The following is a 19,012-nucleotide window of genomic DNA, read 5'->3' as shown; positions in this document are numbered from 1 at the left end:
CCCTCTCCCGACTTAGCTCGCGGGCCACCCTCTCCCGCAGAGGGGAGAGGAAAGGCGCGCGTGCCAGCATTCCCTTCGGGTCACGATGTAGCGGCCGCCCTCATCACTCGGCCGCATCGATGGTGAGCAGTGCGGCCAGGATTGGGCCTCACCGCGCCCCGGGTCGGACCCGACCCCGCCTTCTGGTTGGCGCAGGACGACACGCCGGCCACGGGGCCGGTTTAAAGGTCGATTCACGCAGACCCGGTTAGCCTGCGGTCGTTCCAGTTCTGCGTAACCGATTGGCCATGACCTCATCCGTCGACGCTGCGCCGGACCTGTCCGGGCTCATCGAACTGTCGCGCGTCGAGCATCTCGACCTCAAGCCGGTGATCCTGCGCGTGCAGACCGACCTGTTCGTGCGGGCCGAGATCCGCGACCGGGCCGGACGCGAGTCCTTCGAGGCGCTCGCCTGCGGCCTGATCCCTACCGTCGACGACGAGACCGCCCTGATCGTGGCCGAGAAGCTCGGCGCGTTCCCCGGCACGCCGGACTCGGTGCTCGCGGCCCTGGCAGCCCGCGGCGGCGCGGTGCGCGACACGGTGGTGGCGGGCGCCGCGCACCTGAGCCCGCGCCTTGTCGCCTCCGCCCTCTCGGACGGGGCCGACATCGCCGCGGTGATCGCGGCCCGGCCCGGCCTCGACCGGACGGCCCTGGACGACCTGTCCCGGAGCGGCCGGCCGGAGATCGACCGCGCCCTGGCCGCCAACCTGCACATCGCCCTGCCGGGGGGCGTGCTCGCGCGCCTCGTCGGCCGGGCCCGCTCGTTGCCGGAGGTCGCCCGCCTCCTGCTCGCGCGCCCCGAAATCTCGGCCGCCGACCTCGCGCCGCTCTATCTCCACGCCGACCCGATCCGCCGGGAGGCGATCCGCGAGGCGGTGGAGGCCACGGCCGCCCTGCGCCCCTGTCCCCCGGGCCCCCGCGACATCGGCGCGGTGCTCACCGGGTTGTCGGCCGCCCGCGACGTGGGCGGCTTCATCGCCGCACTCGCCGACGCCCTCGGCCTGCCGCGCGGCTTCCTCGGAATCGCGCCGGATGCGGGCGCGCGCTACGACCTGCTGACGCTCGGCCTGCGCGCAGCCGACCTGCGCCACGAGGAGGCGGCCTACGTCTTCCTGACACTGGACGAGGGCGTGGCGCGCTCGGCCGAGCGGGTGTTCGCGCTGGTCCGCCTGTTCCGCACCGTGAGCCGTCCGGCCGCCCGCGACCTGGTCTCGGCCATCCTCGACAGGCCCGTTCTGGCGCGCACCGGAACCGCCGAGGCGCACCAGCCGCACCACGCCCCGGAGGCGGCCAAGCTCCGAAACGCGGGCGCGGAACGCGCCGGCGCCCGTCCGGCCCTGCCGGTCCGGCTGCGCAAGACCTCTTGAGCCGGCCCGGAGGCGGGACTCAGCCGCGCACGATCGCCCGCAGCAGGTAGACCAGGGCGGCGAAGGTCGTCAGGCTGAGGGCGTAGACGCCCACGAACCACAGCAGGCGATCCTTCGGCCGCGGCCCTTCCGCGCCGCGGCGGCTCAATGCCCGTACCCGCCAGCGCCGTCCTCGGCCACCTTGCCCCGGAAGACCCAGTAGGCATAGGCCGTGTAGGCGAGCGTCAGGGGCATCACCACCGCGTATCCCACCAGGGCGAATTGCAGGGCGCTGACGGCGTTGGCCGCCTGCCAGATCGTCATGGCGGGCGGCACGATGTAGGGGAACAGGCTGATCGCCAGCCCGAGGAAGCCCAGCAGGAACAGGGCGATGGAGAGCAGGAACGGCGCGACCGACCGGCCCTCGGCCAGCGCCTTCAGGATGCCGAGGCAGACCAGCGCCGTCACCACCGGCACCGGGGCGACGAAGAGGACGTTCGGCCAGGACAGCCAGCGCGCCTGGATGTCGAGGCCGAGGAACGGCACCCAGGCGCTGACGATCGCCATCGAGACGACGGTGCCGGCCAGGAACTGGCGGGCCTTCAGCCGGGCCCAGATCTCGAGTTCGCCCGAGGTCTTCATCACGCACCAGGTGGCGCCGAGCAGGCCGTAGCCGCAGACGAGGCCGATGCCGGTCATGACGCTGAAGGGGGTCAGCCAGTCGAGGGTGCCGCCGGCAAAGCCCCGGCCCTCGACCTTGAAGCCCTGGACGAAGGCGCCGAGCACCAGCCCCTGCGCGAAGGTCGCCACCAGGGAGCCGTAGTGGAAGGCGTAGTCCCAGACCGGCTGCGACCGGTCGGCCTTGAAGCGGAACTCGAAGGCGACGCCGCGGAAGATCAGGGCGATCAGCATCAGGATCAGCGGCAGGTAGAGGGCCGGCAGCAGGATCGCGTAGGCGACGCTGAACACCGCGAACAGGCCGCCGCCGCCGAGCACCAGCCAGGTCTCGTTGCCGTCCCAGATCGGGGCGACGGAGAGCATCATCCGGTCGCGCCAGTTGCCGGGCCGGGCCGCGGTGAACAGGATGCCGACGCCCAGGTCGAAGCCGTCGATCACGACGTACATCGCCACCGCCAGCCCGAGCAGCGCCGACCAGACCAGGGGCAGCCAGAAGGCGGCGCCCGCGTACTCCATGCCGAACCCGAGCATCGCAGCCGACCCCGTCCCGTGCGGGGTCCGTCAGCGGCCCCGGCACGAAGCTAGATCATGCCGGCGGCCGGAGGCCAAGGCGAGGCCGTGTCGCGTGGAGGTGGAGCCGGCCGGATGCCGGCGTAGACCGTCAGCGCGGCTCGATGCCCCGCCACGCCGCGCGCCGGTCGGCCTCGGCCAGGGTGTCGCGGGAGGGCGGGGCCTCGGCGCGGCGGCTCAGGGCGGCGATGGCCTCGCGGGCGAGCCCGTCGCGGGCCGGCTGCGGCATCGCGTTCCAGACGGCCGGCAGGGCGGAGGACAGCGCGGACGGCACGCCTTCGCGCAAGGCCGCCAGGGGCCCGGCGGCCTCCGGGGGCCGGCCCGGGGCGGCCGGCCCGGATTCGCCGCGGGTGGCGGCGAGGTATGAGAGCGTGCCGATCACCAGTGCGGCGCGCAGCAGGAACGACATGGACGGGGCTCGTGCGATCGGATGGCCGGCACCATCCCGCCCGGCCGGTGAACCGGGCGTCAACCGCGGGGGGAAATCCTGCGCCATGGTGAACGCGGGCGCCGGCATTGCCCGCCGTCATAGTTACCTCGCGGAAAGCATCCCGGACGTTCGCTCAAGCCCCGAAAGACTCGTTTAAGCCGCCCCTGCGACGGTCGGTATCAGTCGTTCGAAGTCGAGCCGAGGGGCGCGGAGACCGACGAGGTCCCGGCGTTGCGCGTGTCAGTCTTGCGTATCAAACATGTCCTGCCGGCACTGCTCGATGCCCGCCTCGCGGGTCTCGTGCACGAGTCCGCGATCGAGGATGCGAGCGTGCGGTTCCGGCACGAACGCTTCCTGGTCTCGCGCCTCGCCACGGGCGCCGTGATGATGGCGGCGCTGCCGCCCTACCTCGCGCTCCGGGGCGTGCCCTCCGGGATCGAGGCCCTGGCCGTCACCAGCCTGCTGCTGCCCGTGCTGGCGGCGGTGATCCTGTCGCGCACCGGGCGCCTCTGGATCGCGCACGCCGTGTCCTCGGCGGGCCTGACCGGCCTCGTCGTCTGCCTCGCGGGCATGACAGGGGGCGTGAACTCGGCAGCCGCGGTCTGGCTCGTGGCGATCCCCCTGGAGGCGGTGGTGTCGGGCTCGAAGCGGGCGACGGTGGCCGCCGCCCTCCTGGCGACCCTCGGGGTCCTGGCCATCGCCGGTGCCGCGTTCTGGATGCCCGGCATGCCGAGCGTCGACCTCTCGGGCACGATCGCGATGCCGGTCTTCGCCATCACCGCCATCGGCCACATCGCGGCGCAGGCCCTGGAGCAGATGCGCAACGAGAACCGCTGGCGCGCGCGGATGCGCGACAACGAGGCCCGCGACCGCATGCTGCTCTCGGCCATCGACGACCTCGTCACCTGGCACGATTGCAACGGGCGCGTGCTGGAGGCCAGCGCCTCGGCCGGCAAGTTCGTCGGCAGCGACGCCGTGCGCCTGCGGGGCCTCGGCCTGCTGGAGCGCGTGCACGTCGCCGACCGGCCGGCCTTCCTCCAGGCCATCAGCGACGTCGCCGCCCGCGGCAAGCCCGCCACCGTGCGCTTCCGCCTGCACGTCGAGGCGGCGGCGCAGCGCGCGGACGGGGCCCGGCTGATCCACGCCGAGATGCGCGCCCACCGGATCGAGCGGGACTCGGGCGCCACCCCCGCCATGAGCGTCGTCGCCGTCACCCGCGACGTGACCGAGAACCGCCGCCACGAGGAGGAGCTGGAGCGCGCCCGCGCCGAGGCGGAGCGCGCCGACGAGGTCAAGAGCCGCTTCCTGGCCAACGTCACCCACGAGTTGCGCACGCCGCTCAACGCCATCATCGGCTTCTCCGAGGTGCTCACCGGCGAGGGCGCCGTGGTCCTCGGGCCGGAGCGGTCTCGGGAATATGCCGGGATCATCGGCACCTCGGGCCGGCACCTCCTCGACGTGGTCAACTCCCTCCTCGACATGAGCCGCATCCAGAGCGGCAACTTCGACTACGCGCCGGAGCCCATCGACGCCGCCGACCTGGTGCGGGCCTGCTGCGACCTGATGAAGCTCCGGGCGGACGCCGCGGGCGTCAGCCTGGTCCAGTCCGTCCAGGGCGCGGCCGAGATCACGGCCGATTCCCGCGCCTGCCGCCAGGTGCTGATCAACCTGATCTCGAACGCGGTGAAGTTCACGCCGGCCGGCGGGCGCGTCGAGGTCGCCCTGCGGCGCACGGCCCACGGCCTCGACCTGATCGTGTCGGACACCGGCGTCGGCATTCGCGAGGCGGACCTGCCGCGGCTCGGCACGCCGTTCTTCCAGGCCGGCAGCGGCGGCTACAAGCGCAGCCACGAGGGCACGGGCCTCGGCCTGTCCGTGGTGCAGGGCCTCGTCGGCCTGCACGGCGGGACGATCGGCATCGCGAGCGCGCCGGATGCCGGCACGGTCGTCACCGTGAGCCTGCCCCGCGAATGCCGCCCGGCCGAGGCGCCTGCCGGCCCCGCCGCGGTGATGACGGCGATCCGCCGGACGCCGTCCGCTCCGACGACCCTGGTGCGGCTGCCCCTGGGCCTGTTCGATCCCGTCCCCCTGCCCGTCCCCATGCCCACGGGCATGCGGGAACTTCCGGAGGAGGGCGAGCCGGTCCCGTTCCTCCGGGCTGGCTGAGACCGGCAGGCGACGGGCCCCGCTCGTCGCCTGCCGACTGCGCGACTGCGCACGCGGGTGCGAACCCGTTCGATTGGGCGTCCCCGTCCGGTGAGCCGCAAGGCCTGCCGGACCGGGGTTTGAGGGAGACACGATGCGAGACCACCGCGAGATCATCGTCGCCGGCGAGGCCCGCAGCGTCCGGCCGGCAGGCTCCGCCCCCCGCCGCGCCGCGCCGCGCCCGAAGGAAGAGCCGACCGAGTGGCGCATGCTGGCCGGCGCGTGCCTGGCTGCGACGATCCGGGCGTGCCGCGGCAATCCCGGCAGCCTGCTGGGCTCGCTGGCGGTGCTCGGCGCCGTCGCGGTCATCTGCGTGAACGCCCTCGGCTCCCAGGCCGGCCGCCACCCGGCCCCGATCCTGCCCAAGGTCGCCATCCGCCAGGACGCGGTCCCCGTGAAGGCCGCCCCGAAGCCCACGGAGGCCGAGGCGCCGCGCCCCGCGGTGAGAACCGTCGAGAGCAAGCCCTCGGAGGCCGCAAAGCCCACCGCCCGCGACCCGATCGGCGAGATGATCCGCTCGGAGGACACCACCGCCTCGGTCACGCCCAAGCCCGGCATCCCCAAGCCCGGCATATCCAAGCCCGGCATATCCAAGCCCGAGCGCACGGTGATGCAGGCCCAGCGCGCCCTGGAAAAACTCGGCTACGGGCCCCTGAAGCCAGACGGCGTCATGGGCTCGGGCACCCACGCGGCCATCGAGAAGTTCGAGCGCGACCGCAAGCTGCCGGTCAAGGGCGAGGCGGCGGGCCGGACACTGCGCGAGCTGGTCGCCCGCGCCGGCCTGCCGCCGGGGTGATTGCAACCGGGGCCGCCTTCGCGCATCCCGGCGGGACGACGAGCCCTCATGCCGCCGGGGAGCCCTCATGCCGCGACTGCGCTCCGATTTCTGGGTCTCGGCCCACCTGCGGCGGCTTGCCGTCGAGGGCATCCCCGCGGTCCTGCGCCGCCGCGGCGCGGCGGAGGCCGGGGCGGTCTTCGTGAAGGTGGACCGCCTCGACGGCAGCGCCGACCTCTACGGCCCGGCCCCGCAGGCCCTGTTCGAAGAGGAGGATTCCGGCGCCCGCCGCTTCACGGGCGTGGTCCGGGACGGCAGCCCGCTCGACGCCGAGGAGCGCCTGACCAAGGAGATCCGCTTCGATTCCGACCTCTGGATCGTCGAGATCGACGACCGCGCCGGCCGGCATTTTTTGGATTTGGCGGAATAGGACGATTCTCGGATCGCGGCACGGGACGCGCCCGACGACGCTTGACAACCTAAGGTTAATAAGCCTTCCTTCTCGTCGAGATTGCCGGGAAGCTACGGATGCGAGCCTTGGAACCTGACGCCCCGAGAGACGCCACAACCGATGGAGCGACGTTCACGCAACTGCTCGATTGGCTGAACGCCCATGCGGACGCGTTGCTGGACGATCCCGGCAACAACGTGATCGGCGTGGGCATCGGCAAGAAGAGCGCCGGGCCGCTCGATGACGATTCCCCCTACTGCATCACCGGATTCGTCGAGAAGAAGCTCCCGCAAACGCAGGTCTCCGCGATGGGCGTCGCCTCGTTCGCGGCCGCGGTCGCGTCCGCGTCCGGCCAGAGGCAGCCCAAGGCCCTCGGCTTCGAGATCGACGTCGTCGAGACGGGCTCGCCGTTCGTCGCCCACGCCGGCCTCAAGGTCCCGAGGGCGCTGAGGGGTGCTCACGGCGGCCCGCCTGCGAGCCTCGACCTGCAGAAGCGGTTCGGACTCCTTCGCAGCGGGATCGGCATCACCAATCCGCATCGTGCCTATCCGAAGACGCTCTCGGTCGGCACGCTCGGGTTCTTCGTCCGGGACGACCGGGGACGCACCTATCTCGTATCGAACAATCACGTCATCGCCGACGAGAACGCGGGCCAGCCGGGCGACGTCGTGGTCCAGCCGGGCACGCTCGACCTCACGAGCAGCGAGCTGGCCCTGATGAACACGCTGGCCAAGCTGACGACGCAGACGGGCATCGCCAGACTGGCCGCCTGGGTGGACCTGAAGTTTCACGACCCTCACGGCATCCCCTTCAACGCCGTCGACTGCGCGGCGGCGGAACTGAAGGCGCCACCGAAGGCGCCCGCGCGCGACGTCACGGAGATCGCCCGCGCCGGCCTCGGCGGCAACATCGTGGGCGTGGCGAGCCCGTACACGATCGATCCGATCACAGGGCGCGTGGCCGGGTCCACCCGCGTATGCAAGGTCGGCCGGACGACAGGCTGGACGGAGGGCGAGGTCACCCAGATCGCGGTCGTCACGGACGTGCGGTACGGAGCCGGCCTCGCGCGGTTCCGCAACCAGATCGGCATCGCGGCCTCGCCCGACAACACCGGCCCGTTCAGCAAGGCGGGCGACAGCGGCAGCGGCATTCTGGACCGCGACCACAAGCTCGTCGGCCTGCTGTTCGCCGGGAGCGAAAACCGGACGCTCGCCAACCCGATCCAGCCGGTTCTGGATGCGTTGCGCATCGCCCTCGGCGTCACGACCCTCGACGTGGTGATCGCCTGACGGTCGACCGTCTTTGCGGACCACGGCGGGAGGCTTATATGGCATTGACGCTCTAACGAAACATCACGCGCACGACCGGGGAGACCTGCATGGCCGAAGCCGCAAACTATCTCGACGTGCAGCGCGCGCTCCAGGAGAACACCGCGGGCATCATCGAGCAGATCCCGGTCTCCGCCCTGCACCTCTCGATGCCGGTCGATGGCCGTGGCGCCCGGATCCATGCGAGCGTGAAGGCGGGCGAGAAGGCCCGCGTTCCCTCACATGTGGATGTCGAACTCGATGGTCGCGCGCTGAGCATCCCGGTCGAGGCGGTCGCGGATTACAGCGAGTTCAAGGCCTACTGAGAAGCAGGTCGGCGGCCCTGTTCGCAGGCGCCGAGAGCGTCTCGGACGCCACTCGGCGTGGCGAAGGCACGCTCACCCCCACAAAGCCGGCTCCGGCGGGTGGACCACGCTGCCCTCGAAGCGCAGCGGCGGATCGCGGTCTCGGGCCAGCAGCAGCGGGCCGTCGAGGTCCACGTAGTCGGCGTGGTGGGCGAGCAGCATGGCGGGTGCCATGGCGAGCGACGTGCCGACCATGCAGCCGATCATGATCGAGAAGCCGCGCGCGCGGGCCTCGTGGGCCAGCATCACGGCCTCGGTCAGGCCTCCGGTCTTGTCGAGCTTGATGTTGATGGCGTCGTAGCGGCCGGCGAGCGCGTCGAGGCCGGCCCGGTCGTGCAGGCTCTCGTCGGCGCAGATCGGGACGGGGTGCGCGATCCGCGCCAGCAGCGCGTCCTCGCCCGCCGGCAGGGGCTGCTCGATCAGGCCGACGCCGGCGGCAACGCAGGCGGCGAGGTTGGCCTCCAGGGTCTTCGGGCGCCACGCCTCGTTGGCGTCCACGATCAGGCGGGAGTCGGGCGCGCCCCGGCGCACGGCCGCGATCCGCTCTGGATCGCCTTCGCCGCCGAGCTTGACCTTGAGCAGCGGGCGCGAGGCCGCAGTGCGGGCGGCGGCCTCCATGCTCTCCGGCGTGCCGAGGCTCAGGGTATAGGCCGTCACCGCCGTCTCCGGCCGGCTCAAGCCCGCGATCTCCCAGGCGGGGCGGCCGAGCAGCTTGGCCTCCAGGTCGAACAGGGCGCAATCCAGCGCGTTGCGGGCCGCCCCCGCCGGCATCGCCTCCAGCAGGGCGGTGCGGGTGAGGCCGGCGGCCACCGAATCGGCCTGCGCGGCGATCAGTTCGGCCACGCTCTCGACGCTCTCGCCGTAGCGGGGATAGGGCACGCATTCGCCCCGCCCGGCCACCGCCCCGGCAGCGTCCTCGATCCGGGCCACCACCACCGCGGCCTCCGTGCGGCTGCCGCGGGAGATGGTGAAGGCGCCCGCGATCGGGAAGCGCTCGACGGCGACCGTGAGATGCCGGGTCATGGGGCGGGGAACTCGGCGACGAGGCGGTCGACCAGGGAATCCACACCGAAGCGCACCGGGTCGGTGGCCGGCAGGCCGTACTCGGCGGAAAGCTTCTCCAGCACCGAGCGCGCCGCGTCCTCGTCGAGCGCCTGGGTGTTCACGGCGATGCCGGTGGGGCGGATGTTGGGGTTGGTCAGTTGCCCGAGCTGCACCGTCAGGTCGATCACCTGGCCGATGGTGGGCAGGGAGTGCTCGACGCCACGCATGGTCGAGCGGGTGGGCTCGTGGCAGACCACGAAGGCGTCGGCCTGCGCCCCGTGCAGCAGGCCGAGGCTGACCCCGGCAAAGGACGGGTGGTAGAGGGAGCCCTGCCCCTCGATCAGGTCCCAGTGGTTGGGGGCCGCATCGGGGGAGATCCACTCGACGGCCCCCGAGATGAAGTCGGCCACCACGGCGTCGATCGCCACGCCCCGGCCGGAGATGAACACGCCGGTCTGGCCGGTGGCGCAGAAATCCGCGTCGAGGCCGCGCTCGCGCATGCCGCGCTCCAGGGCGAGCACGGTGTACTTCTTGCCGACCGAGCAGTCCGTGCCGACGGTCAGCAGGCGTCGGCCGCGCCGCTTGGTGCCCTTGCCGGTGGGGAAGGTCTCGGTGGTGTGGCGCACGTCGTGGAGCTGCCGGCCGTGCTTTTCGGCGGCCTCCGCGATGGCCGGCACGGCGCCCAGGCGCACGTGCAGGCCGCTGGCCACATCGAACCCCGCCTCCAGGGCGGCCACGACCTCGGCGATCCAGTGCTCGGGCAGGACGCCGCCCGCGTTCACCACGCCGATCACCAGGGTGCGGCAGCCCTCGACCCGGGCCTCCTCCAGGGTGAGGTCGGGGATGCCGAGGTCGGCGGCGCAGCCCGGCAGCCGCATCTGGCCGACGCACCACTCGGGGCGCCAGTCGGCGATGCCGTAGGCGGTCTTGGCCGCGAGGCGGTCGGGCACGTCGCCGAGGAACATCAGGTAGGGCGTGGCGATCTGCATCGATGGGACCCTTCTCCGGCATCCGGTCGCCCGTCTATGCGGGATCGCGGGGCGCCCGCGCAATGCACGATGCCGGCCAGCCCGGCATGGACCCGGAGAGATCCGTGCTCCGGAACGCGAGCCCCCTCCCCTCGTGAGGTGGCGTCCGGCTTTCCGACGAGACCCGCCGCCGACATCGAGCGCTGCTCGGGCGTGGGCTTCGCCCGTTGCACCGACGACGACTGCGAGGATTGATACCCGCGAACAGTACGTAGGTCGTGGATTCGGCTTGGGCCGCGGGGTCGTGTTTGGTACGCCGAAACGGATGTATTCTGAGCAAGGACTTTGACTATGGTGAAATACGTCACCGCCATCTGCGCCGCTTTGATCGCTGCCGTGGCCTTCTTAGGGACTTCAGAGGAAGCGAGTGCAGGTTGCAGAGGATGCGGTCCGGTGCCTCCTGTCTATCACTACAGGACCGTCAACAAGGTGATGAACAGGACGCAGTATCGGGACGTGCAGCGCACGCACTACGTCCACAAGACCCGCCACATCTACAACGTCACGCGCGTCCGTCCGATCGTACGCACCCACACCGTGACACGCGTTCACCACTACAACGTCCCGGTGATCCGCAACGTGAGCGTGTCCAGCGTGCAGCGCCTCCCGGCCCACTACGTCAGCACCAACAGCGTCCGGAATTTCTATCACGGCTGCGGCTGCAACTGAGACTTGACCGCATTCGGCCGGCCGCTCAATCGCGGCTGGCCGTCCTCGGCCCGGGGGCCAGACAGGCCTTCGGGCAGACGGGCGGCCGCCCGAGCAGGTGCTCGAGCGCGGCTTGCGTCCGCCGCGCGCACACTTTGCTCAGGAAGTCCTTGTCCTCGGTGCCGATATCCGGAATGCGGCAGGACGAGACCATCGTGCGCTCCGCCTGACCCCAGAGCGTCGAGACGGCGGCCGCCGTGTCCCGACGCGTCAGCCCGCTCCAGGCGGCCGGATCGTTCTCGGCGGCCTCGACATAGAGCGCGACGAAGCCCATCAGCGCGGCGAGGCCGTCGCGGTGGGAGGGCTGGATGTCGGGATTGCGCAGGTCGTCGAGCGCGATCGCGGTGTCGAGGTCGTGCGTGTAGGCGTTGAGCTCGTCGAGCAGGTAGCGGAAATCCGAGGCCGAGGTCGCGCTGCCCGGACGCAGGTACGTGGTCACGAACAGGCTCGGCCGGAAGTGCCGCGCGATCCTGGCGGGCGCGAACGGCGTGCTGCCCTCGGCCGGGCGCTTGACCGCCCCGCCCCCGATCAGCGGATAGGCGTCGTCCTCGCCGGTGATCAGATGCACGGATTCGTGGACCGCGGTCGGCAGGCCGAACTGCGCGTCGTCGCAATCGAGCCAGGTGCGAAAGAAGGCCTTGTCCTTGGTCTGCCGGAAGATCGCGTAGCCGTTCGGCGATGCGGCCTTCAAAACGTCGACGGCCCTGGCCTTGCAATCGCCGGCGGCCGCCGGCCCGGCGCCCAGCAGCGCGACGGATTGGAGGACGAGCCCGCAAAGGGCCGTCCGCACGGTCTTACGCATCGGCCCGCATCCTCGGAAAAATCCACCCTGTCGCCAGGATGGTTAAGAAGTCGGTCCGATGCGGCCGCTCCGAGGCAGGGACACGACGGCGTCCCGATCGACCGCATACCTTGAGCGGCGATGCCAGGCTCGACTTCGGCCGTCGCAGGCGGGTTCGGCGCCGTCGGGCCGGACGACGGCATCCTCGCCCGCATCCTTGCCCCTTGCCCCCACACCGGAACTCGGCTGTCCTGAGCCCGAAACCAACCAGCGCGAGGCCCCATCATGCACATGTACGGCAACTGGCGCTCGGCCGCCGCCTTCCGGGTGCGGATCGCGCTCAAGCTCAAGGGCGTGGCCTACGAGGAGACCTTCATCGACCTCGATGCGGGCGACCAGCACGCGCCGGAATTCCGCAGGATCAACCCGCAGGGGGCGGTGCCGGCGCTGTTCGACGGCGCGGGACCGCCGCTGACCCAGTCGCTCGCCATCCTCGACTACCTGGAGGAGACGCACGGGGGCCCAAAACTCCTGCCGGAGGAGCCGCGGGCGCGGGCGCGGGCCCGCTCGCTGGCGCAGCTGGTCGCCTGCGACACCCATCCCCTCTACGTGCCGCGGGTGCGCACCTACCTGATGCAGGCCTACGACCTGCCGAAAGAGCGCATGATGGACTTCGTGCGCCACGTCTTCGAGACGGGGCTGGCGACCCTGGAGACGCGGCTCTCGGGTGAGGCCGGCACCGGGCGCTTCTGCCAAGGGGATGCGGTGAGCCACGCCGACCTCTGCCTCGTCAGCCTCTGGGTCGGCACCGGCATCTTCGGCGTGGAGACGGCGCCCTATCCCACGGTGGCGCGCATCGCGAAAACCTGCCTGGCGCTGCCGGCCTTCGCCGAGGCCCATCCCCTGCGTCAGCCCGGCGCACCCGTCACCTGAAGCCGCCGGGAGCGTCTGGCAATTGCGGCGGCAACCCGTGTAATCAGGCTTCATCCGGGCCGGCGCCGCCCGAGGTTCAGGCGACCGGCGCGGATGGGCGACGGGCCGCGAGGGAGCGAGGGCACGGATGGTACCGGTCGAGAACGAAACGGGGCTGCACCGCATCGTCGTGGTCGGCGGGGGCGCGGCCGGGCTGCAGCTGGCGACGAAGCTCGGGGACAAGCTCGGCCGCCGCAAGCGCGCCCACGTCACCCTGGTCGACCGGGCCCGCACCCATATCTGGAAGCCGCTGCTGCACGAGGTCGCCGCCGGCAGCCTCGACATCGGCCACCACGCCGTCGACTACCTGCACCACGCCCACGAGCACCATTTCCGCTACCGCATCGGGCAGATGACCGGCCTGGACCGGGCGGCGCGCACGATCCAGCTCGCGGCCAGCCACGACGCGGAGGGGCGCGAGGTCACGCCGGTGCGCGCGGTCGGCTACGACACCCTGGTGATGGCGGTGGGCTCCACCACCAACGATTTCGGCACGCCGGGCGTCGCCGAGCACGCCATCGCTCTCGATACCCAGGCCCAGGCGGTGCGCTTCCACCAGCGCCTCGTCAACGCGATGCTGCGCGCCCACACCCAGGCGGGCCCGGTGCGGCCGGGCCAGCTCCATGTCACGGTGATCGGCGCCGGCGCCACCGGCACGGAACTGGCCGCCGAACTCCACCGCACCGTGCGGCACGTGGTCTCGACGGGGCTCGACCGGATCGATCCGGGCAAGGACCTCAAGATCACCCTGGTGGAGGCGGCCGAGCGCATCCTGCCCGCCGTGCCGCCGCGGCTCTCCTCCGAGGTGATGCTGCTGCTGTCCAAGATCGGCGTGGACGTGCGGCTCCAGGCGCGGGTGACGGAGGTGCGCGCCGACGGCGTGGCGCTGGCCGACGGCAGCTTCATCCCCTCCGAGCTCGTGGTCTGGGCAGCCGGCGTGAAGGCGCCGCCGTTCCTGCAGGACATCGGCGGCCTGGAGACCACCCGCACCAACCAGCTCGTGGTGACGCCGACGCTCCAGACCACCCGCGACCCCGACATCTTCGCCATCGGCGACTGCGCCTACCTCGTGGAGGCGGGCTCCGACCGGCCGGTGCCGCCGCGCGCCCAGGCCGCCCACCAGCAGGCGAGCCACCTGATCGCCCAGATCCCGGTGAAGATCGCCGGCGGGGCGCTCAAGCCCTTCAAGTACCGGGACTTCGGCTCCCTGGTGTCGCTCGGCGAATACTCCACCGTGGGCAGCCTGATGGGCTTCGTGCGGGGCAAAAACATGCTCATCGCCGGGCTGTTCGCGCGGATGATGTACCGCTCCCTCTACAAGATGCACGAGCAGGCGCTGCACGGCACGATCAAGACCACGCTGGACGCCGCCGCCCGCGCCCTGACCCGGCGCACGGAATCCCGCGTGAAGCTACATTGAGGCGGGAGGCGGCGTTGCGCGCGCGCCCGTTCGGTGGTTCCTGAGCCTCGCGGCCCGCGCCAGACGGGCCGCGAGGGAGGCGTACGAAAAACGATGATCCTCGTCAGCGTGATGTATCCGGGCGGCGTCGGCACCCGGTTCGACATGGAGTACTACCTCGGCCACCACATGCCGCTGGTGCGCGAGCGCTGGTCGCCGATGGGCCTGCACGAGGCGAAGATCGTGCGCGGCGTGGGCACGCCGGACGGCAGCCCGCCGCCGTTCCAGGTGATGGCGCTGCTGACCTTCGAATCCGCCGACGCCTTCGGCAAGGCCGCCGCCACCCACGGGCCGGAGATCTTTTCCGACATCCCGAACTTCACGGACGTCGAGGCCAGGGTTCAGATCAACGAGTTCCCGGAAGCGGCCGCGTGATCGACATCGTCAAGGCGGTGCAGGCGCAGGACCCGAGCCTCGGGACCTGCGTCGTCGTCCTGCGCCCGGATTCCCGCGCGCTCTCCGGCCCGGAGCAGCTGTCGGAGGGCGCGCTCGCCTGGATCGCCGAGCGGGCGCCCGGCGCCCGGCTGGTGCGCGCCACGATCCTGCTCGCCCCCTATCCGGGCGGCCTGCCGGCGGAGCGCACGGTGAGCGTGATGGCCTTCGCGGACGCCCGGCAACTGGCCGCCTTCGCCACCGCCTGGACCGTCGATCCGGAGCCCGACGAGGCCGAGGCGGAGACCGCCTGAGCGCGTTCTCGCCCGGGAGCACGACGCGCTCCGGACTGCCGCTTGCGTGCGAAAGTCCCTTGGCCATAGAGTGGGGCATGGCCAAGACGCGTACTGCCGCCAAGGACGGCCCGATCTTTTCCGGGGCGCTCGACATGAACGCTCCGGACACGGCGGAGAAGTTTCGCCGTGCCGCCTTGATCTATACGAATGAGGCCAAAAGATCGAAAGAATCCGCTGTCAACGCGCTGAGGCGGGAAGGATTTTTGACGAAGACAGGGAAAGTCGCAAAAATATACTTGGACAGACCCTGATTGCATCGTCTTTCAGCCAGCTTCGTGCTCGGATATCACGGTTGCGATAGCGCCGTCGCCGAAGACCTTCTGCGTAGCGTGCCTTTCAAGGTCAGCGGGAATGACTATGACTGGCTGGGATCGGGCGTCTATTTCTGGGAAGCGAACCCACGACGCGGCCTCGATTTTGTGACTGAAGTCATGAGTCGCGGGAAAACGCCCATCAAGGTTCCCGCTGTCGTCGGTGCCGTCATCGATCTCGGAAGCTGCCTCGACCTGATGACGGCGGTCGGCATCGACATGGTGCGGATCGGGTATGAGTCTCTGGCCGAGACACTGCGGACGGCCGGCGCGGCACTCCCAGTCAACAAGGACGATCTCCGCCGTCAGCTCGACCGGGCCGTGATCGAGCGCGTGCATGCCATCGTTGAGGCGAACGGCGCCGCGATCGATACCGTGCGTGGCGTTTTCGTCGAAGGCAAGCCGATCTATCCGGGTTCCGGCTTCGACGCCAAGACGCATATCCAGATCGCGGTCCGCAATCCACGTTGCATCAAAGGCGTCTTCCGCGTCCCGGACGAGCACCTCAAGGGTCCTTGACGCATCGGTCCGGGAGGTGGCGCCAAGCGATTACCGCATTCGAAACGCACCCGCGGACCAGCCCGCACAAGCGATCAGGACATCCGCAGCCGGCGGATCGCGCTCAGGGTGCTGGCCTTCTGGACCTCCAGGCGGCGGATCAGCGGTGCGAGGTCGGAATCGGCGTGGGCTGCGGCCTCGACCTCCCGGCACAGGCTCGACAGGCCGACGAAGCCGAGCATGCCGGCGGCCGAGGTCAGGGCGTGCGCGTCGTGGGCGATCTGATTACGGTCGGTCTCCCCCGGCTGGAAACGCTCGCGCACCTCCTCCGCCAGCAGTTCCAGCAGTCCCTCGACGCGGGCCGCGCCGAAGCTGTGCCGCAGGCCCGCGAGCTTGGAGCGGTCGAGGATCGCCGGCTCGATCGAGCCCTTTCCTGCCCCCATGGCCGCCGTCCCGGCCGTCCCCTCGGCGTCGCCCGGCTGGTCGGCCCCCCCCGTGCGGGGCTCCGCCGCGGTCCAGCGGGCGATGGTCGCGAACAGGTCGGCGCGCCGGAACGGCTTGCCGACGTGGTCGTCCATGCCGGCCGCGCGCAGCTCCTCGATCTGCCTGGGCAGCACGTTGGCGGTCATCGCCACGATCGGCACCGCGCAGGCCGGGCGCGGGAGCTGCCGGATGCGCCGCGTCGCCGTCAGGCCGTCGACGCCCGGCATCTGCACGTCCATCAGGACGAGGTCGTAGCCCCGCCCGCTCGCGAAGGCCGCCTCGACCAGGGCGATGGCCGCGCCCCCGTCGCCGGCCACGTCGACGGCGTAGCCCTGGGATTCCAGCACCGCGCAGGCGAGCTCCTGGTTTAGGGGCACGTCCTCCACCAGGAGCAGGCGCGGGGCGGCGGCAGGGTCGGCCAGCGGGTTCAGGCTCCGGTCCGTGCCGGACGTCGCCGCACTCTGCTCGGCGTCCGGTCCCTGGCTGCGGGGCAGGGTCAGGGTGAACCAGAAGGTCGAGCCCGCCCCCTCGCGGCTCTCGCACCCGATCGTCCCGCCCATCAGCGTGACGAGGTGGCGGCAGATCACGAGGCCGAGGCCGGTGCCGCCGAAGCGGCGGCTGATCGAGCCGTCCACCTGGCTGAAGCGCTTGAACAGGCGCTCCTGCTGCGCGTCCGCGATGCCGATGCCGGTATCCGTCACCGAGAACCGCATCCGGTCGCCCTCGGGGCCGGTGCCCTCGTGGTTGACGCTGAGGGTCACGGAGCCGGCGGGCGTGAACTTCACCGCGTTGTTGAGCAGGTTCAGGAGGACCTGGCGCAGCCGGTTGCCGTCGCCCACGACGTAGGACGGCAGGGCCGGATCGATCCGCGCGTCGATCCCGAGGCTGCTCTTGAGGGCGCTCCCCCGCACGATCGAGACCGTGTTGTCGATGACCGAGACCAGCGGGAAGGCCACCGGATCGAGGGTCAGCTGGCCGGCCTCGATCTTCGAGAAGTCGAGGATGTCGTTGACCACCGTCAGCAGCGCCACGCCCGAGCCCTGGATCAGCTCCAGGCGCCGCCGGTCCTCGCCCTGGACGTGGTGCTCCTCCAGGAGCAGGTCGGCGTAGCCGAGGATGCCGTTGAGCGGCGTGCGGATCTCGTGGCTCATCGCCGCGAGGAACTCGCTCTTGGCCTCGCTGGCGCGCTCGGCCTCGGCGCGAGCGGCCTGGGCCACCCCGGTCAGGTCGCGCAGCACCGCTTCCGCGGTCTTGCGCTCGGTGATGTCGAGGTGCAGGCCGACCATCCGGTAGGGCCGCCCGTCCGGCCCGTAGAGCGGGCGGCCGCGGGAATAGATCCAGCGGTCTCCGACCCGGAACTCGGCGGCGTAGGTGGCGGCGGTGTCGATCGCGCGCCGCACCGCCTCCCAGGCGTCGCCGACGTCGTCGGGATGGACCAGGGCCGTCCACTCGGCACTGGTGACGCCGCGGGCCTCCCCCGTATCGGGCAGGCCGTACATCCGCACGCTCTCCGGCGAGAGGGTGCTGATGCCCGCGCGCAGGTCGAGGTCCCAGGTCCCGGCATCGGCCGCCTCCAGGGCGATGCGCAGCAGGTTGCGCGCGTCCTCGACGGCGACCCGGCCCGAGACGATCTCGTCGATGTCGAGGGCCGTGCCGAGCCATTCCACCACGGTGCCGCGATCCGATTCGAGGCGGACCGGGATCAGCGACAGCTTGTGCCAGCGATAGGTGCCGTCGCCGCACCGGATGCGCCACTGCCCGGCATAGGCCCGGCCCGTGTCCTCCGCCTCGGTCCAGGCCGCCTCCATGGCGGCGGCGTCCTCGGGATGGTTGCGGGCCAGCCGGTCCGCCCGCCCCGTGCCGATCGGTCCGTAATAGTCCCGGAAGTGGGCGTTGAGGTAGGTCGCCTCGCCGTCCGAGGGCCGCATGGTCCAGACCAGGAGGGGCAGGGCGTCGGCCAGACTCCGGTAGCGCAGTTCGCTGCGGTGGACCGCATCCTCCGCCCGGTGGCGTTCCGTGACGTCGATGAGGACGCCGAACAGGCCGGAGGTCCGCCCGCCCGAATCCGTCTCGCAGGTGCCGCGGACGATCACGTTGCGCAATGCCCCGTCCGGCCGGAGCACGCGGGCCTCGAACGCGAAGCTCTCCGCGCGCGCGATCGCCTCCCCGACCACCACGGAGAGCCGCTCCCGGTCGTCGGGGTGATAGATCTGGTCGAACACCGACAGGTGGGGCGGGGGCGTGCCGGGGTCGCGCCCCGTGATCTCGTAGAGGCCGTCCGACCAGACGGGTTGGCCGTCGCCGAGATCGATGCGCCAGTTGCCGATGCTCGCCAGCTGCTCGGCCATGTTCAGGAGGTGGTTGGCGCTCTCCTGCGCCAGGGCGCGGCTCTCGATCTCCCGGCCCTGGGCCGCGATCAGGGCCTCCCGGGCGATGGCGGCCTCGGCCTCGCGGGCCTGCCGGGCGTTGGCTTCGGTCAGGCGCAGGTGGGCGACGACGATCCCGGCGAGGTCGGCGAGCGCGGCGACCTCGTCCTGCGACAGGTCGCGGGGCTGCGGGTCGGTGAGGCAGAGGGTGCCGACCCGGATGCCGGGCCGCAGGCTCAGGGGCATGCCGGCATAGAACCGGATGCGCGCCGGCTCGACCACGAGGGCGTTGTCGCGAAAGCGCGGGTCCTGCTGCGCGTCCGGAACCACGAGGGCCTCGTCGGCCTGGAGGGCGTACTGGCAGAAGGTCTCCCCGCGGGGCAGCTCGGTGGGCACGGCCGGGCATGGCGTCTTCAGCCACTGGCGGTCCGCGTCCATCAGGGCGACGAAGGCGCTCTCCACGCC

At 71.4% G+C, this 19,012-nt stretch carries 20 protein-coding genes; 13 read left to right on the top strand and 7 right to left on the bottom strand.

Annotation, left to right across the window (positions count from 1 at the left end):
• The first annotated feature begins 287 nt into the window (after window positions 1–287).
• Complete coding sequence (locus COGEMETH_RS15485) at window positions 288–1,409, top strand: DUF2336 domain-containing protein (RefSeq protein WP_238183500.1); 1,122 nt, start codon at window positions 288–290, stop codon at window positions 1,407–1,409.
• A 19-nt stretch (window positions 1,410–1,428) separates the two neighbouring features.
• Here COGEMETH_RS15485 and COGEMETH_RS25610 read toward each other — a convergent pair whose 3' ends face one another.
• The 3 genes from COGEMETH_RS25610 to COGEMETH_RS15475 all read right to left on the bottom strand — a co-directional run bounded on the left by COGEMETH_RS25610 (window position 1,429) and on the right by COGEMETH_RS15475 (window position 3,045).
• Window positions 1,429–1,557, bottom strand: coding sequence for a hypothetical protein (locus COGEMETH_RS25610; RefSeq protein WP_283214997.1), 129 nt, complete (start codon window positions 1,555–1,557; stop codon window positions 1,429–1,431).
• On the bottom strand, window positions 1,554–2,597 hold the full coding sequence (cydB, locus tag COGEMETH_RS15480) for a cytochrome d ubiquinol oxidase subunit II (RefSeq protein WP_238183499.1): 1,044 nt from the start codon (window positions 2,595–2,597) through the stop codon (window positions 1,554–1,556). The genes COGEMETH_RS25610 and cydB overlap by 4 nt, the downstream gene beginning before the upstream one ends.
• A gap of 130 nt (window positions 2,598–2,727) precedes the next feature.
• Window positions 2,728–3,045 carry a hypothetical protein gene (locus COGEMETH_RS15475; protein WP_238183498.1) on the bottom strand — a complete coding sequence of 106 codons (318 nt, stop codon included), beginning with the start codon at window positions 3,043–3,045 and terminating at the stop codon, window positions 2,728–2,730.
• 258 nt (window positions 3,046–3,303) lie between these two features.
• Here COGEMETH_RS15475 and COGEMETH_RS15470 point away from each other — a divergent pair, with 258 nt between their 5' ends.
• The 5 genes from COGEMETH_RS15470 to COGEMETH_RS15450 all read left to right on the top strand — a co-directional run bounded on the left by COGEMETH_RS15470 (window position 3,304) and on the right by COGEMETH_RS15450 (window position 8,130).
• Complete coding sequence (locus COGEMETH_RS15470) at window positions 3,304–5,232, top strand: sensor histidine kinase (protein ID WP_238183497.1); 1,929 nt, start codon at window positions 3,304–3,306, stop codon at window positions 5,230–5,232.
• A gap of 133 nt (window positions 5,233–5,365) precedes the next feature.
• On the top strand, window positions 5,366–6,067 hold the full coding sequence (locus COGEMETH_RS15465) for a peptidoglycan-binding domain-containing protein (protein WP_238183496.1): 702 nt from the start codon (window positions 5,366–5,368) through the stop codon (window positions 6,065–6,067).
• 67 nt (window positions 6,068–6,134) lie between these two features.
• Window positions 6,135–6,476 (top strand): DUF1491 family protein, encoded by a 342-nt coding sequence (locus COGEMETH_RS15460; protein ID WP_238183495.1) that lies wholly within the window; start codon window positions 6,135–6,137, stop codon window positions 6,474–6,476.
• 107 nt (window positions 6,477–6,583) lie between these two features.
• On the top strand, window positions 6,584–7,786 hold the full coding sequence (locus COGEMETH_RS15455) for a chymotrypsin family serine protease (protein ID WP_238183494.1): 1,203 nt from the start codon (window positions 6,584–6,586) through the stop codon (window positions 7,784–7,786).
• A gap of 89 nt (window positions 7,787–7,875) precedes the next feature.
• Window positions 7,876–8,130 carry a hypothetical protein gene (locus COGEMETH_RS15450; RefSeq protein WP_238183493.1) on the top strand — a complete coding sequence of 85 codons (255 nt, stop codon included), beginning with the start codon at window positions 7,876–7,878 and terminating at the stop codon, window positions 8,128–8,130.
• 72 nt (window positions 8,131–8,202) lie between these two features.
• Here the strand turns inward: COGEMETH_RS15450 and dgcA are convergent, their stop codons facing one another.
• The gene (gene dgcA / locus COGEMETH_RS15445; RefSeq protein WP_238183492.1) at window positions 8,203–9,192 is read right to left on the bottom strand and encodes an N-acetyl-D-Glu racemase DgcA; all 990 of its coding nucleotides are present in this window, start codon (window positions 9,190–9,192) and stop codon (window positions 8,203–8,205) included.
• Complete coding sequence (gene dgcN / locus COGEMETH_RS15440; RefSeq protein WP_238183491.1) at window positions 9,189–10,202, bottom strand: N-acetyltransferase DgcN; 1,014 nt, start codon at window positions 10,200–10,202, stop codon at window positions 9,189–9,191. Before dgcN ends, dgcA begins: the two co-directional genes overlap by 4 nt.
• A gap of 432 nt (window positions 10,203–10,634) precedes the next feature.
• Between dgcN and COGEMETH_RS15435 the strand changes: the two genes are divergently transcribed.
• A complete protein-coding gene (locus COGEMETH_RS15435) occupies window positions 10,635–10,910 on the top strand; it encodes a hypothetical protein (RefSeq protein ID WP_238183490.1) in 276 nt (91 codons plus the stop codon).
• 25 nt (window positions 10,911–10,935) lie between these two features.
• Here COGEMETH_RS15435 and COGEMETH_RS15430 read toward each other — a convergent pair whose 3' ends face one another.
• Window positions 10,936–11,751, bottom strand: coding sequence for a hypothetical protein (locus COGEMETH_RS15430; protein WP_238183489.1), 816 nt, complete (start codon window positions 11,749–11,751; stop codon window positions 10,936–10,938).
• A 264-nt stretch (window positions 11,752–12,015) separates the two neighbouring features.
• Between COGEMETH_RS15430 and maiA the strand changes: the two genes are divergently transcribed.
• From maiA to COGEMETH_RS15400, 6 genes are all read left to right on the top strand, one after another.
• Complete coding sequence (gene maiA, locus COGEMETH_RS15425; RefSeq protein ID WP_238183488.1) at window positions 12,016–12,663, top strand: maleylacetoacetate isomerase; 648 nt, start codon at window positions 12,016–12,018, stop codon at window positions 12,661–12,663.
• Window positions 12,664–12,790: 127 nt separating this feature from the next.
• Window positions 12,791–14,122, top strand: a complete 1,332-nt coding sequence (locus COGEMETH_RS15420) for an NAD(P)/FAD-dependent oxidoreductase (protein WP_238183487.1) — start codon at window positions 12,791–12,793, stop codon at window positions 14,120–14,122.
• 93 nt (window positions 14,123–14,215) lie between these two features.
• The gene (locus tag COGEMETH_RS15415) at window positions 14,216–14,536 is read left to right on the top strand and encodes an EthD family reductase (RefSeq protein ID WP_238183486.1); all 321 of its coding nucleotides are present in this window, start codon (window positions 14,216–14,218) and stop codon (window positions 14,534–14,536) included.
• Window positions 14,533–14,847 carry a hypothetical protein gene (locus COGEMETH_RS15410; RefSeq protein WP_238183485.1) on the top strand — a complete coding sequence of 105 codons (315 nt, stop codon included), beginning with the start codon at window positions 14,533–14,535 and terminating at the stop codon, window positions 14,845–14,847. Before COGEMETH_RS15415 ends, COGEMETH_RS15410 begins: the two co-directional genes overlap by 4 nt.
• A 77-nt stretch (window positions 14,848–14,924) precedes the next feature.
• Window positions 14,925–15,140, top strand: a complete 216-nt coding sequence (locus COGEMETH_RS15405) for a hypothetical protein (protein ID WP_238183484.1) — start codon at window positions 14,925–14,927, stop codon at window positions 15,138–15,140.
• Window positions 15,141–15,719 (top strand): hypothetical protein, encoded by a 579-nt coding sequence (locus tag COGEMETH_RS15400; RefSeq protein ID WP_238183483.1) that lies wholly within the window; start codon window positions 15,141–15,143, stop codon window positions 15,717–15,719. It abuts the gene before it with no gap.
• Window positions 15,720–15,793: 74 nt separating this feature from the next.
• On the opposite strand, the gene COGEMETH_RS15395 is transcribed toward COGEMETH_RS15400, so the two are convergent.
• The coding region (locus COGEMETH_RS15395) for an ATP-binding protein (RefSeq protein ID WP_238183482.1) at window positions 15,794–19,012 on the bottom strand (3,219 nt) is incomplete at its 5' end.

It is taken from the genome of Methylobacterium trifolii (genome assembly GCF_022179685.1).
Lineage (GTDB): Bacteria > Pseudomonadota > Alphaproteobacteria > Rhizobiales > Beijerinckiaceae > Methylobacterium > Methylobacterium trifolii.
The sequence above is the reverse complement of the archived record's forward strand: the minus strand, read 5'-3'. Positions and strand labels throughout refer to the sequence as shown.

Coding starts and splice junctions, on each gene's coding strand:
- COGEMETH_RS15420 (WP_238183487.1), top strand. CDS start 12,791: ATGGTACCGGTCGAGAACGAAACGGGGCTGCACCGCATCGTCGTGGTC.
- COGEMETH_RS15405 (WP_238183484.1), top strand. CDS start 14,925: ATGGCCAAGACGCGTACTGCCGCCAAGGACGGCCCGATCTTTTCCGGG.
- COGEMETH_RS15475 (WP_238183498.1), bottom strand. CDS start 3,045: ATGTCGTTCCTGCTGCGCGCCGCACTGGTGATCGGCACGCTCTCATAC.
- COGEMETH_RS15450 (WP_238183493.1), top strand. CDS start 7,876: ATGGCCGAAGCCGCAAACTATCTCGACGTGCAGCGCGCGCTCCAGGAG.
- COGEMETH_RS15465 (WP_238183496.1), top strand. CDS start 5,366: ATGCGAGACCACCGCGAGATCATCGTCGCCGGCGAGGCCCGCAGCGTC.
- maiA (WP_238183488.1), top strand. CDS start 12,016: ATGCACATGTACGGCAACTGGCGCTCGGCCGCCGCCTTCCGGGTGCGG.
- cydB (WP_238183499.1), bottom strand. CDS start 2,597: ATGCTCGGGTTCGGCATGGAGTACGCGGGCGCCGCCTTCTGGCTGCCC.
- COGEMETH_RS15485 (WP_238183500.1), top strand. CDS start 288: ATGACCTCATCCGTCGACGCTGCGCCGGACCTGTCCGGGCTCATCGAA.
- COGEMETH_RS15430 (WP_238183489.1), bottom strand. CDS start 11,751: ATGCGTAAGACCGTGCGGACGGCCCTTTGCGGGCTCGTCCTCCAATCC.
- dgcA (WP_238183492.1), bottom strand. CDS start 9,192: ATGACCCGGCATCTCACGGTCGCCGTCGAGCGCTTCCCGATCGCGGGC.
- COGEMETH_RS15415 (WP_238183486.1), top strand. CDS start 14,216: ATGATCCTCGTCAGCGTGATGTATCCGGGCGGCGTCGGCACCCGGTTC.
- dgcN (WP_238183491.1), bottom strand. CDS start 10,202: ATGCAGATCGCCACGCCCTACCTGATGTTCCTCGGCGACGTGCCCGAC.
- COGEMETH_RS15460 (WP_238183495.1), top strand. CDS start 6,135: ATGCCGCGACTGCGCTCCGATTTCTGGGTCTCGGCCCACCTGCGGCGG.